Genomic DNA, 13,016 nt, shown 5'->3' with positions numbered 1-13,016 from the left:
ACGTTGAACGATCGTGACACACTGACAAGGTGAAGGCACGATCGCAGGCAGTTATTGTCGCTGTCCTGATTCTACTTGGAGGCTACGTCATCGCGGATGCAGTTGACGTGGCCCCCGGTATTCTCACGGCAGCTGACAAGCCGTCAGAGCCACGAGCCTACCCTGAAGCCGCTGATTTCGAGGTGTTTGACGCAGACGTTCCGCAGTCGGAGGCCGTCGAGGGCATTTCCTCGGAGACGATTGCGGCCATTGCTCAGCGTTTGGCGGAGGACTCTAGGAACACCGGAAGCACCTCATTCGTCGTCCGCGACCTCGACGGGAGCCTGCTGTTCGACATGGCGGGGGATGAGGGAAAGGTGCCCGCCTCGAGCATCAAGATCCTCACATCGGCGGCGGCGCTCGCGGAGCTGGGCCCCGACACGACACTCCCCACGTCCGCACGTCTCGCGGGCGACACCCTCTATCTCGTCGGCGGCGGCGACATCTACCTGGCGCCGGACCAGGGCGATCCGCATGCACAGCTCGGCCGCGCCGGTCTCGGCGGCCTGGCCGACCAGGCGGCAGATGAGCTGGCCGCCCGCGGCGTGACCTCGATCGACCTCAACGTCGACTCCAGCCTGTTCTCGGGCGCCGACTACAACGACGTCGTCCAGGGCATCGACCGGTCCTACATCATGCCGATGAGACCGCTGGCGATCGACCGCGGCCGGATCGACGGCTTCTACTCCGCGACCCCGGACATCGATGCCGGCGCCGTCTTCGCCGAGCGGCTCCGCGAGCGCGGCATCGAGGTGCGGGCGGTCGGCACGGCCGCCGCGCCGGCCTCAGCCGAACCCGCGGGCGTCGTCCACTCCGCCCCCATTCGCGACCTCGTCGACCACTGCCTGACGATCTCGGATAACTCGATGGCCGAGGCGCTCGGCCATCTCGTTGCCATCGAACGTGGCCTGCCGGCCACCTTCGACGGATCCGCGAGGGCCGTCCGCGATTCGCTGGCCGAGCAGGGCTTCACCACGACCGGACTCATCATGTCGGATACCGCGGGGCTGTCGATGGACAACCGTGTGAGCGCGGCCCTTCTGACGGAGGTTCTCGTCGAGGGAGGAGCGTGCACGTCCTGCCCGCTGGCCTCCCTGCCGCACAGCATGCCCGTCGCGGGCCTGAGCGGGACTCTCGTGGAGCGCTTCTCGGGTATGGAGGCTGGCGGCCTTGTCCGGGCGAAGACCGGAACCCTCGTCGAGACGAACTCGCTGTCGGGCTATGTGACGACCCGTCAGGGCCAGGTCCTGGCCTTCTCGATCCTCATCGATGATCTAGAGTCGGGGACGACGGCGATCGTGCGTCCCGCCATCGATGAGGCGCTCAATGCGCTCGCAGGGGGAGAAGATCATGCCGGTTGATCCGACGATCGTCTACCGCCGGGTGCGCCAGCTCTCCGGATCGGGCCCGACCATCACGCCCGCGAAGGCCCGCGCTGTCGCGACGGGGCTGCGGCGGGCCGCCGCAATGGCGCCCGAGGTGGTCGCCGATGTGACACACCTGCACGATCTCACCGACACGGTCGCCGCCACCCCGGTGTCGGTGCTCGCCCGGCCAGGGTGGGCGCAGGCGGCAGCCGTCTCGGTTGCGCCGCTTCTTGATGATGTCGTCGACGGCGGCCGGTTCGCCGACCGGCTGGCCTCCGAGGAGCTCGCGGGAGCACTCGCGTTCCTCGCCCCCCGCATCCTCGGCCAGTATGATCCGTTCGCGCTGACAGCACTGCCGGGCCGGGGCCTCCCCATCGCCGGCAGGCTCCTCCTCGTCGCCCCGAACATCTGGGAATTCGCGACCGAGTGGAATCTCGACATCATGGACGTGCAGCTGTTCGTGAGCGTCCACGAATTCACCCATGCCTTCCAGTTCGCGGCCGCCAACTGGCTCAAGGACGTCATCATCGCCAAGGTTCAGATCGCGATCGACTCCCTTGAGGATGGGGCCGATGATGATGCCTTCGGTGACCTCCTCGCCCTCATGGCGGTCCTCGAGGGGCACGCGGAGCATGTGATGAACGCCGTGCCGATCGCACGGATACCGTCGCGCAGGCGGATCACCGCCGCCGTCGCGGCTCGGCGCGGGCGGGGCTCCGCCGTGTCGAAGCAGATCAACCGGCTGCTCGGGATCGACCTCAAGCTCGACCAGTATGCCGACGGAGAGCGGTTCGTGTCGGCGATCATCGCCGCCGAGGGGCACGAGGGCTTCAACGAGATCTGGCGCAGCCCCCTCCACCTGCCGAGCGCTGCCGAGGTGAAGGACCCGCAGTCGTGGGCTTCGCGCGTGCTGTCCTAGCCGCGCGCCAGGCGGTTCGTGCCGTCCTCGCCGAGCTCGACCCCGGGACCTCTGTGCTCGTCGCCTGCTCCGGCGGTTCGGACTCCCTGGCCGTGGCGCTCGCCGTCGCCGCAGAGGCCGAGCCCGCCGCCGTCCTTCCCCGTGCGGTGACCATCGACCACGGCATCCTCCCCGGATCGGCGGAGAGAGCGGCGGAGCTCGTTGAGGTGCTGGAGAGGCACATGCCCGCCCGATCGATCCGCATCGACCCCTCCGGCGCCGAAGGCCCCGAGGGCAGCGCCCGGACGGAGCGATACCGGGCGATCGCCGGCGAGGCCCGCAGGGTCGGCGGGCCCGCCCTCGTCCTCCTCGGGCATACGCTCGACGATCAGGCCGAGACCGTGCTCATGGGACTCGGCCGGGGGAGTGGCCCCCGCTCGATCGCCGGCATGAGGCCACGGGGCCTGCTGCCGGGCACGGATGATGTTCCCTTCGCCCGGCCTTTCCTCGCACTGACCCGGGTGGCTCTGCAGGATGCTCTGCGGGGTTGGGGTGCCTCGTGGTGGGAGGATCCCTCGAATAGAGCCGATGGGCCATGGCGCGCGGCCGACGGTCGGCCGCTGCGGAGGGCCGCCGTGCGGGATCGGGCGCTGCCTGCCCTGTCGGAGGCGCTGGGTCTCGACGTGCGTGGGCCGCTCGCTCGGACAGCGTCGCTCCTCCAGGACGATCTCGACTACATCGACGGGGCGGCCGACGCCGCCCTCGCCGGTGCTCGCGCGGGCGAGGGGCTGGCGCTCGAGGCGCTGAGGCCCCTGCACGCCGCAATCCGGACGCGCGTGCTGCGGGCCTGGCTGCTGGGTCTCGGGGCGCGGGCCGGTGAGCTGACCGGTTGGCACGTGGCAGCCGTGGACCGGCTCCTCGATGGTGAGACCGGCAAGGGCATCGACGTTCCCGGACTGCGCGTAGCGAGAACACGCGACTGCCTCGTGCCGGTCGTGGAGTAGCATAAACGCAAGCAGCCATTGAGGAAGGAATATTCGTGGATTCGACGGATATGGGCGAGGATCTCAAGGAGATCCTCATCACGGAAGAGCAGATTTCGAGCCGGCTGGATGAGCTTGCCGCCGAGATCGATCGCGACTATGAGGGCCGTGAGATTCTCGTCATCGGAGTGCTCAAGGGCGCTGTCATGGTCATGGCGGATCTGACGAGGAAGCTCCACACCCCGCTCACGATGGACTGGATGGCGGTGTCGTCCTACGGCTCCGGTACGAGATCGTCCGGCGTGGTCCGCATCCTCAAGGACCTCGAGACCGACCTCGAGGGCAGGCACGTCCTCATCATCGAGGACATCGTCGACTCCGGGCTCACCCTGTCCTGGCTCAAGACCAATCTGGAATCCCGCGGCCCCGCGTCCGTCGAGATCGCGACGCTCCTGAGGAAGCCGGATGCGGCATCGGTCGACATCGACGTCGAGTACGTCGGCTTCGACATCCCCAACGAGTTCGTCGTCGGGTACGGCCTCGACTACGACCAGAAGTACCGGAACCTGCCCTTCATCGGCACTCTGGCGCCGCATGTCTATGGCGGATGACAAGCGGCAGCGCCGCACGCAGCTGAAGCCCTGGCAGGGCGGGTCGACGAGCCCCGACGGGCAGTCCCCGGAGAAGCCCGGCCCGCCGGCCGGGCGCGGCCCCGAGGGCCCGCAGCCGGGCGGCAGGAAGGGCGACGACAAGAAGAAGAGCGACGGGAAGAAGCCGAACAAGGGCCAGCCCGAGAAGCGCTCGTGGTTCCCGTGGCTCCTCACCCCGCTCTTCATCCTCGCCTTCTACTACCTCTTCTTCGGGCAGAGCGAATACACGCCGATCTCGACCTCGGAGGGCATCGCCATCCTCCAGGATGCGGAGCCGGGTGACGTCGAGCGCGCCGTCATCACCGAGGGTGCACAGACCGTCCGCCTGGACCTGGCCGACGAGGTGACCGTCACCGACGCTGAGGGGGAGGAGCAGGAGGCCGGCGACCGGGTCGCCTTCCAGTACGTCGACCCCCAGGATGAGCAGGTGGCTCGGCTCGTGGCGGAGGCGGAGCCGACCAACGGCTACAACTCGGTCGTCCCGCAGGATTCGATCTGGGCGTCGCTCCTCATCATGGCGATCCCGCTCCTCATCATCCTCGGCTTCTTCATCTTCCTCCTGCCCAAGCTCCAGCAGGGCGGCATGGGCGGCTTCGGCAAGATCAAGAACCGGGGCGCCGGCCTCGACAAGGAGATGCCGGACGTGACGTTCGAGGACGTCGCCGGCGTCGACGAGGCCGTCGAAGAGCTCGGCGAGATCAAGGAGTTCCTCGAGAAGCCCGAGAAGTTCCGCAACATGGGCGCGAAGATCCCGAAGGGTGTGCTGCTCTACGGCCCGCCCGGAACGGGCAAGACCCTCCTCGCCAAGGCAGTGGCGGGCGAGGCGCAGGTGCCCTTCTTCTCCATCTCCGGCTCCGAATTCGTCGAGATGTTCGTCGGCGTCGGTGCCTCCCGCGTGCGTGACCTCTTCACGAAGGCGAAGCAGTCCGCCCCCGCCATCATCTTCGTCGACGAGATCGACGCCGTCGGCCGCTCCCGCGGCATCGGCGTCGGCGGCGGCAATGACGAGCGCGAGCAGACGCTCAACCAGCTGCTGGTGGAGATGGACGGCTTCGACGCGACGACGAACGTCATCCTCATCGCCGCCACGAACCGGCCCGACGTCCTCGACCAGGCGCTGCTGCGCCCGGGCCGCTTCGACCGCCAGATCGCCGTCGACGCCCCGGATCTGCCGGGCCGGACGAAGATCCTCCAGGTCCACGCCGAGGGCAAGCCGATCGCCGAGGGCATCGAGCTCGAATCGATCGCCCGCCGCACGCCCGGATTCACCGGGGCGGATCTCGCGAACCTCATGAACGAGGCGGCGCTCCTCGCCGCCCGCGCAGGCCAGGATGTCGTGACGCTCAATGACCTCGACGAGGCGATCGACCGCGTCATTGCAGGCCCCCAGCGCCGCACCCGGGTCATGAACCCAGATGAGAAGCGGATGACCGCGTACCACGAGGGTGGTCACGCTCTCGCGGCCGCCGCGCTCAACCACACGGACCCTGTCACGAAGGTGACGATCCTGCCCCGCGGCAGGGCACTCGGCTACACGATGGTCATGCCGACCGAGGACCGCTATTCAACGTCGCGCAATGAGCTGCTCGACCAGCTCGTCTATGCGCTCGGCGGGCGCGTCGCCGAGGAGCTCGTCTTCCACGACCCGACGACCGGGGCATCGAACGACATTCAGAAGGCGACGAGCATCGCCCGCAAGATGGTGACCGAGTACGGCATGTCGGCCCGGGTCGGCGCCGTCCGGCTCGTCGCGGACGACTCGGACCCGATGACGAGGTCCGCCGGCGGCGGACCCGCGGAGTACTCGGATCGGATGGCCCATGTCATCGACCAGGAGGTGCGTCACCTCATCGATGCCGCGCACGACGAGTGCTGGGAGATCATGACGACGAACCGCCACATCCTCGATGAGCTCGCGACGCGACTCCTCGAGAAGGAGACGATGCTCGAGAAGGAGTTGGCGGAGCTCTTCTCGTCCGTCATCAAGTCGCCCGAGCGTCCCCTCTGGCTGAGCTCGGACGATCGGCCGATCTCGACCATCCCACCCATCGATTATCCGGAGGATTCGTGACATTCAACTTCCAGGGCGTCGAGACCGCGATCCGCGACCTGCTCGTCGCCATCGGTGAGGACCCCGACCGTGACGGTCTGCGCGACACTCCGGCCCGGATGGCGCGGGCCTACCGGGAGATCTTCTCCGGACTGCACGAGGACCCGCGAGAGGTCCTGTCCGCCTCCTTCGAGGTCGACCACCAGGAGATGATCCTCGTCAAGGACATCTCCGTGTACTCGATGTGCGAACACCATCTCCTGCCGTTTTACGGCGTCGCCCACGTCGGCTACATCCCCAGCGAGGACGGCACCGTTACCGGCCTGTCGAAACTGGCACGGCTCGTCGACGGGTACGCCCGCCGCCCCCAGATCCAGGAGCGCCTCACATCGAGCGTCGCGGACGCGCTCATGGATCCCCTCGGGGCGCGCGGCGCGATCGTCGTCGTCGAGGCGGAGCACATGTGCATGTCGCTGCGCGGGGCCCGCAAGCCCGGTGCCCGCACCGTCACGTCTGCCGTGCGCGGCGTCATGAGGAGCGCGGCCACCCGTGCGGAGGCCATGAGCCTCATCATGAGCAGGTAGAGCCGTGGAGATCCTCGGCATCCTCAACGTCACACCCGACTCGTTCTCGGACGGCGGGAAGTGGGACACGGCCGACCGGGCTCTGGCCCGGGGCCGGCAGCTCATCGCCGATGGCGCGACGATCGTCGACGTGGGTGGGGAATCCACCCGGCCGGGTGCGGAGAGCATCGGAGCCGATGCCGAGTGGGCTCGCATCGAACCGGTCCTTGCCGGCCTCGTCTCGGACGGCATCACGGTCTCCGTCGACACGTATCACGCACGGACGGCCGCTCGTGCCATCGCCGCAGGCGCGGCGATCATCAACGACGTGACGGGCGGCAGGATCGAGCCCGACATCCATCGTGTCGTCGCCGACTCCGGTGCCGACTACGTCCTCCAGCATTCCCGCGGTGGGGCGGTGACGACGAACGAGACCGCCGTCTATGATGACATCATCGCCGACATCGCGGATGAGATGACGGTCGCGATCGAGAGGGCGACAGCCGCCGGAATCGATCCGGCCCGCCTCATCCTCGACCCGGGCCTCGGCTTCTCCAAGGTGGGGGACCAGGACTGGGAGGTGCTCGGAAGACTCGATGAGCTGACGGAACGGCTGCCCGGACGGTGGCTCATCGGCCACTCCCGCAAGCGCTTCCTCGCCGCCGTCGACGCCGACAGGGACCAGTCCACGGCCACGGTCAGCGCCCTCCTCCACGGGAGAGTATGGGGCGTCCGGGTCCACGAGGCGAGGATGACCGCTGCCGCACTCGAGATCGCTCGGAGGATCCATGCCTGACCTTCATCTCCCCACCGGAGCCCTCGCCGACCGGATCGAGCTCACCGGCCTCACCGCACGAGGCCGCCACGGCGTCTTCGATCACGAGAAGGCGGAGGGCCAGGACTTCACGGTCGACATCGTCCTCCACACGACAACGGCCCGCGCCGCGGCGAGCGATGACCTCAGCGACACGATCAGCTACGCGGACGTGGCCGACGAGGCGGTGCGCCTCATCACCGGCGAGCCCGTCGACCTCATCGAGACCCTCGCCGAGCGGATTGCCGAATCCGCGCTCGCGACCGGCGCGCTCGCGGTCGACGTCACCGTCCACAAACCCTCCGCACCGATTCCGCACACGTTCGGTGACGTCTCGGTGTCGATCCGGCGGCTCGGCGTCCTTCTCGCCACCCCGAAGCCCGCCGCCGAGGTCGTGGTCGGCATCGGCTCGAACCTCGGCGACCCGGTCACGCAGGTCGAGATCGGCGCCGCGAAGCTCGCACGGATCCTTGAGTACGAGCAGATGTCTCGCACGCGTGTCACGCCGGCTGAGGTGGCGCCCAGCCAGCCGACCCAGCCGAACTACATCAACGCGGTCATGATCGGCCGGACGAGACTGTCACCGCTCGGACTCCTCGCAGAACTGCAGCGGATCGAGGATGAGCAGGGCCGGACCCGTGAGGAGCACTGGGGCCCACGCACCCTCGACCTCGACCTCATCTCCTACAAGATCGCGGACCGCGAGATCACGTCCGACGACCCCGACCTCACACTGCCCCACCCGCGGGCCCACCTGCGGAACTTCGTTATGGAGCCCTGGGCCGAGGTCGACCCGTGGGGTCACCTCCGGGGGAAGCCGATCAGATGACGTCGCCGGTCCAGATGGGGTCCTGGTTCGTCCTCGGCCTGCTCGCCGCTCTGCTCGGCGTCTCCGTCTGGCTCGATTCGGCGATGCCACTCGTGTCGATCCCGCCGTTCGCGTGGACACTGCCGCTCCTACTCGCCGTCGCCGTCCTGGCGTCGGCCTGGCAGGTGCGGAGCCTGGCGAAGGGCGGGCCGGCCCGCGTGAACGCCCTCACGGCCGCGCGGATCGCGATTCTCAGCCAGGCCTGCGGCCGCGGCGGGATGCTGCTCGGCGGGATCGGCGTCGGCGCCTGGCTGGCCGTCGATGGCAGCCACGCCGCATACCTCGATGAACAGTCCGCGCGGGCGCTGTGGATGGGGCTGACATCCGTCGCCCTCGGTGGGGCCGGCCTCCTTGGCGAATGGTGGTGCTCGATCGACGAGAACGAGGATGAGCCGCCGGCCGCCGCGGCGGGTGCCTGATCGCGTCGCGGTGGACGCTCCGTTAACCTGGCACCATGACTGTCAGGACTCCGCTCGCACCGGGCGTGAACTTCGTTCGAATCTCCACCGACCACGCGAAGGTGCGGGCGATCCTCGGCCTCGTGTGGATCGTCCCCATCGCCGTCGTGCTCGTCGTCTCCCTCGTCCTGTGGACGGACCTGATCTGGATCCCCATCGGCCTCGCGGCGCTTCTCGCTCTCGCCATCACCATCACCGCCGTCAAGGTGCGGGCCGTCTATTACACGGGCTACCACGAGACCGATGAGGAGCTCATCGTGTGCCGCGGCATCATGTTCCGTCAGCTCGACGTCGTGCCCTATGGCCGCATGCAGGAGGTCAAGGTCGAGGACGGCCCGCTCCAGCGCAGGTACGGGCTGGCGACGATCACCATGGAGACAGCCTCGACATCGGCGGATGCGGAGATCCCGGGTGTGCCCCGGGATGAGGCGGATCGACTGCGGCGTCGCCTGACCGAGCTCGGCACGACGAAGATGGAGGGACTGTGAACGATCAGGGCGTCGACGGGCTCCCGTTCGGGCATGTCGCTCCGGCCGAAGATGCTGCACCCCCGGAGGTCGCCGCGCAGGCCATCCCCGACGAGGACTGGTCGCGCTTCCACTGGGCAACCCCGCTCCTGAGCCTGTGGAAGCTGTGGGCGGCGCTCGTCGCCGCGAGCTTCTCCTTCCTCCTTCAGATCCTCGAGGACGGGATGGGGGAGGTGTGGGAGGCGATCACCGGGATTACCTCGACCGTCATCCTCATCGCCGCCGCCGTCCTCCTCGCGCTGTCGCTGCTCGTCATCCTCATCTCCTGGCTGACATGGCGCAGGCAGTCGTACGTGCTCGCATCCTCAGGCGTTCACCATCGCTCCGGGATCTTCTCCGTCACCCACCGGCACGTGCGGTGGGACAGGATCCAATCGGTCGAGATCAAGCAGGGCATCATCCCCCGCATCCTCGGCCTCGGATCGATCATGATCGACTCCGCTGCGAGTGGCGGCAACCTCTCGCTCGGCCTGTTGAAGATGAACGACATCCATGCTCTGCGGACGCAGATCCTCCGCATCGCGGCAGCCGCACGCACGGGCGCACAGTTCGAGGTCGAGAGGACCGAGACCGAGACCAGCATGTACGACCCGGATGACGCGTACATGGATGAGCGGCCGTTCTACCGGCTGCCGACGGGCCGCCTGGTCGGCTCGATGCTCCTCTCCGGTGCCCTCATCGCCACCCTCGGCGCCGTGAGCGCCATCCTCGTGCCCCTCATCTTCTTCGCCGAGGGCTTCTCCATCGGACTCCTCGTCGCCCTGTTCGGCGCGTTGGCCGCCCTGTGGGGCCAGTTCAACCTCAACCACGGCCTCAAGCTGTTCCTCACGAAGGATGGCATCCGCGTCCGCCGCGGCCTCACGACGACGACGACGCAGACGATCCCGCCCCGCCGCATCCACGCCGTCACCCTCACCCAGCCCCTGCTGTGGCGCAAGAAGGATTGGTGGAAGGTCAAGATCCTCATCGCCGGGTCGGTCCTCTCCGATGGGGAATCGGTCAGCGACGCGATGACGAAGAGCATCATCCTCCCCGTCGGTAAGAGGTCCGACGCCCTCGACCTCATGTGGACCATCATTCCCTCGCTCGGGATCGATGATCTGGCGGGCTTCTTTGAGGATGCCCTGTCCGGGACGGGACCCTCGCGCTTCTTCGCGCCGGCCCCGCGTTCGGCAAGATATCTCGACCCGTTCCGCATCAGGCGCAACGGCATCGTCCTCACCCCGACGGTCGCGGTCCACCGGGACGGCTGGCTCACCCGCCAGGTGACGGTCGCGCTGCACGGTCACTGGCAGGGCCTCAAGGCCACCCAGGGCCCCCTCCAGGCGCGCCTCGGCCTCGCCACCTTCCAGCTCTCGCTCGTCGCGGGCGACACGGCCTGGTACGGCTCGAACTTCAGCCTGGACCAGGTCCACGCGCTTCTCGCGGAGGAGCGGCAGATCGGCCTTGCGGCCCGCGCGGTCGACGATCGTGAATCGATCGAGGAATGGGCGGCGCGAGTGGGTGTCGCATGAAGCTCGGCGTCGGCATCATCTCGACCGGCCGAGTGGGCGCCGTCCTCGGCGCTGCCCTGGGCAGGGCCGGCCACACGATCGTGGCGGCGCATGCGCGCTCCGAGGAGTCCATTGAGCGTGCCGAGGTGCTCCTGCCTGGCGTCCCGCTCCAGGATGTTGAGGAGATCGTCCGCACCTGCGAGCTCGTCCTCCTCGCACTGCCCGACCGGGAGCTGCCCGGCCTCGTCGAGGGGCTTGCGAAGGCGGGCGCCTGGCAACCAGGACATCTCGTCGTCCACACCGCCGGAAGCATGGGCGTCGAGGTGCTCGCCCCGGCGGCTGCGATGGGGGCGCTCGGACTCGCCATCCACCCCGCCATGACCTTCACGGGCACCTCCCTCGACCTGTCGAGGCTCGTCGACTGCCCGTTCGCCGTCTCCGGGCCGGCAACGATCCTGCCGGTGGCCCAGGCGCTCGTCACGGAGATCGAGGGCATCCCCTTCGAGGTGCCCTCCGAGAGGCGCGCCCTCTATCACGCCGCCCTCGCCCACGGCGGCAACCACGTCGTCACCGTCGTCACCCAGGCGATGAGGATGCTCGAGGAGGCGGGGATCGACGATCCGGGGGCCTTCCTCGGCCCGCTCGTCGGTGCAAGTGTCGATGGGGCCCTGCGGTCACGGGAGGCGCTCCTCACCGGCCCGGTGGTCCGGGGAGACGTCCCGACGATCGAGAAGCACGTCGACGTCCTCTCTGAGTATCCGGATGTCCTGTCCACGTACAGGGCAATCGCCTCTGCGACTGCGGACCGCGCCGTTCTCCGGAGCACCATCACCGAGGCCACCGCCGCAGACATCAAGACAGCCCTCGAGGACTGAGATCCGCACGGCCGGGATGGCGGGGCTGGGCCCAGCGGACCGGCTCGCGCGGCCGGCGCCCGCCGTCAGCTCATCCGTCATCTTCCACGCCTCGGTCGCGGGACGTACTGGCGGTGTCGCAATCTCGCCCGCGGAGTAAACTCGACACGTGGAAAAACTGGTGACAACCAAACAGGAGCTCGTCGAGCGGGTCCGATCAGCCGAGGGGAGCATCGGCCTGGTCATGACCATGGGCGCCCTGCACGAGGGACACCGGCGCCTCGTCGATGCCGCTCGGGCCGAGTGCGAGACGGTCGTCGTCTCGATCTACGTCAATCCCCTCCAATTCGCCCCCGGGGAGGATTTCGACGCCTACCCGCGGGACCTGGAGAAGGACCTCGCCATGCTCGAGGACGTTGATATCGTCTTCGCACCGAGCGACGAGGAGATGTACGGCCGTGCCCCGCTCGTCACAATCAACCCGGGCGAGGTGGCGACCCGGTATGAGGGAAGGACCCGGCCGACCCACTTCGCGGGCGTCCTTCAGGTCGTGGCGAAGGTGCTCAATCTCGTCCGACCGGACAGGGCCTACTTCGGCCGGAAGGACGCCCAGCAACTCGCCCTGGTCACGACTATGGTCGCGGACCTCGACATGGGGGTCGAGATCGTCGGCGTCCCCATCGTCCGCGACACCGACGGGCTGGCGCTCTCCTCCCGCAATGCCTACCTCAGCCCCGAGGAGAGGACGGCCGCCCTCGCTCTCGTGCGCGCCCTGACGAGTGCTCGCGAGGCAGCGGCGGGAGGGCCCGAGGCTGCGCAGAAGGCCCTCACCGAGTCGCTGGAAGCGGCCGATGGGGTTGACGTCGATTACGCCACGATCGTCGACGCGGGCACCTTCCTCGGAGTATCGTCGAACGCGCGGAGCGGTCTCGCGATCGTCGCCGCACGGGTGGGAGCAACCCGCCTCATCGACAACATGGAGGTGTCCTTTGGCTGAGCGCATGCGCACGATGATGACCGGCAAGATCCATCGCGCCACCGTCACCGCAGCCGACCTGCACTACGTCGGCTCAGTGAGCGTCGACGCGGACCTCCTCGACGCCGCCGACATCCTGCCCGGGGAGGCCGTCGACATCGTCGACGTCACCAACGGCGCCCGGCTCACGACCTACACGATCCCCGCGGAGCGGGGCAGCGGCACGCTCCAGATCAACGGGGCCGCCGCCCACCTCATCGAGACGGGCGACATTGTCATCCTCATCGCCTACAGCGCGCTCGATGATGCGACGGCCCGCGTGTACACTCCGCACGTCGTCTTCGTCGACGAGAACAATGCGATCATCGACCGCGGCGACGAGCCGGGTCAGGTCCCGGCCAACGTGCGCGGGCTGCACTCCACTGGTATCCCCTTCGAGGAGTACCGCGAGCTCGCCTGAGGCGGCCGATGTCGAC

The 13,016-nt window shown here is 68.3% G+C and carries 14 protein-coding genes; all 14 read left to right on the top strand.

The genetic code is table 11. The annotated features are described in order from the left end of the window. The first annotated feature begins 182 nt into the window (after positions 1-182). The gene (gene dacB / locus EJO69_RS06740; RefSeq protein WP_126040442.1) at positions 183-1,400 is read left to right on the top strand and encodes a D-alanyl-D-alanine carboxypeptidase/D-alanyl-D-alanine endopeptidase; all 1,218 of its coding nucleotides are present in this window, start codon (positions 183-185) and stop codon (positions 1,398-1,400) included. Then, entirely contained in the window at positions 1,366-2,325 is a 960-nt protein-coding gene (locus EJO69_RS06735; protein WP_164519892.1) for a zinc-dependent metalloprotease, read from the top strand. Before dacB ends, EJO69_RS06735 begins: the two co-directional genes overlap by 35 nt. After that, positions 2,301-3,308, top strand: a complete 1,008-nt coding sequence (gene tilS / locus EJO69_RS06730) for a tRNA lysidine(34) synthetase TilS (protein ID WP_126040438.1) — start codon at positions 2,301-2,303, stop codon at positions 3,306-3,308. Before EJO69_RS06735 ends, tilS begins: the two co-directional genes overlap by 25 nt. Before the next feature lie 35 nt (positions 3,309-3,343). Beyond that, entirely contained in the window at positions 3,344-3,898 is a 555-nt protein-coding gene (hpt, locus tag EJO69_RS06725) for a hypoxanthine phosphoribosyltransferase (RefSeq protein WP_126040436.1), read from the top strand. Beyond that, complete coding sequence (gene ftsH, locus EJO69_RS06720) at positions 3,888-6,008, top strand: ATP-dependent zinc metalloprotease FtsH (RefSeq protein WP_126042409.1); 2,121 nt, start codon at positions 3,888-3,890, stop codon at positions 6,006-6,008. The genes hpt and ftsH overlap by 11 nt, the downstream gene beginning before the upstream one ends. After that, positions 6,005-6,571, top strand: a complete 567-nt coding sequence (gene folE / locus EJO69_RS06715) for a GTP cyclohydrolase I FolE (RefSeq protein WP_126040434.1) — start codon at positions 6,005-6,007, stop codon at positions 6,569-6,571. The genes ftsH and folE overlap by 4 nt, the downstream gene beginning before the upstream one ends. Before the next feature lie 4 nt (positions 6,572-6,575). Beyond that, positions 6,576-7,346, top strand: a complete 771-nt coding sequence (gene folP, locus EJO69_RS06710) for a dihydropteroate synthase (protein WP_245993522.1) — start codon at positions 6,576-6,578, stop codon at positions 7,344-7,346. Continuing rightward, positions 7,339-8,193: a 2-amino-4-hydroxy-6-hydroxymethyldihydropteridine diphosphokinase gene (gene folK / locus EJO69_RS06705; protein WP_126040432.1), complete on the top strand. Its 855-nt coding sequence runs from the start codon at positions 7,339-7,341 to the stop codon at positions 8,191-8,193. The genes folP and folK overlap by 8 nt, the downstream gene beginning before the upstream one ends. Further along, positions 8,190-8,651, top strand: a complete 462-nt coding sequence (locus EJO69_RS06700; protein ID WP_126040430.1) for a DUF3180 family protein — start codon at positions 8,190-8,192, stop codon at positions 8,649-8,651. The genes folK and EJO69_RS06700 overlap by 4 nt, the downstream gene beginning before the upstream one ends. 35 nt (positions 8,652-8,686) lie before the next feature. Beyond that, positions 8,687-9,178, top strand: coding sequence for a PH domain-containing protein (locus EJO69_RS06695; protein WP_126040429.1), 492 nt, complete (start codon positions 8,687-8,689; stop codon positions 9,176-9,178). After that, positions 9,175-10,731: a PH domain-containing protein gene (locus EJO69_RS06690; RefSeq protein ID WP_126040427.1), complete on the top strand. Its 1,557-nt coding sequence runs from the start codon at positions 9,175-9,177 to the stop codon at positions 10,729-10,731. Before EJO69_RS06695 ends, EJO69_RS06690 begins: the two co-directional genes overlap by 4 nt. Continuing rightward, positions 10,728-11,585, top strand: a complete 858-nt coding sequence (locus tag EJO69_RS06685; RefSeq protein ID WP_126040425.1) for a Rossmann-like and DUF2520 domain-containing protein — start codon at positions 10,728-10,730, stop codon at positions 11,583-11,585. Before EJO69_RS06690 ends, EJO69_RS06685 begins: the two co-directional genes overlap by 4 nt. 160 nt (positions 11,586-11,745) lie before the next feature. Further along, the gene (panC, locus tag EJO69_RS06680; protein WP_342769198.1) at positions 11,746-12,561 is read left to right on the top strand and encodes a pantoate--beta-alanine ligase; all 816 of its coding nucleotides are present in this window, start codon (positions 11,746-11,748) and stop codon (positions 12,559-12,561) included. Further along, complete coding sequence (gene panD / locus EJO69_RS06675) at positions 12,554-13,000, top strand: aspartate 1-decarboxylase (protein ID WP_126040421.1); 447 nt, start codon at positions 12,554-12,556, stop codon at positions 12,998-13,000. The genes panC and panD overlap by 8 nt, the downstream gene beginning before the upstream one ends. Positions 13,001-13,016 lie beyond the last annotated feature (16 nt).

Origin of the sequence: Flaviflexus salsibiostraticola, assembly GCF_003952265.1 — a bacterium.
GTDB lineage: Bacteria > Actinomycetota > Actinomycetes > Actinomycetales > Actinomycetaceae > Flaviflexus > Flaviflexus salsibiostraticola.
The sequence above is the reverse complement of the archived record's forward strand: the minus strand, read 5'-3'. Positions and strand labels throughout refer to the sequence as shown.

What these genes read in the sequence shown, in the direction of transcription:
- EJO69_RS06735 (WP_164519892.1), top strand. Translation starts at nt 1,366, where the DNA reads ATGCGCTCGCAGGGGGAGAAGATCATGCCGGTTGATCCGACGATCGTC.
- EJO69_RS06700 (WP_126040430.1), top strand. Translation starts at nt 8,190, where the DNA reads ATGACGTCGCCGGTCCAGATGGGGTCCTGGTTCGTCCTCGGCCTGCTC.
- folK (WP_126040432.1), top strand. Translation starts at nt 7,339, where the DNA reads ATGCCTGACCTTCATCTCCCCACCGGAGCCCTCGCCGACCGGATCGAG.
- EJO69_RS06695 (WP_126040429.1), top strand. Translation starts at nt 8,687, where the DNA reads ATGACTGTCAGGACTCCGCTCGCACCGGGCGTGAACTTCGTTCGAATC.
- EJO69_RS06685 (WP_126040425.1), top strand. Translation starts at nt 10,728, where the DNA reads ATGAAGCTCGGCGTCGGCATCATCTCGACCGGCCGAGTGGGCGCCGTC.
- ftsH (WP_126042409.1), top strand. Translation starts at nt 3,888, where the DNA reads ATGGCGGATGACAAGCGGCAGCGCCGCACGCAGCTGAAGCCCTGGCAG.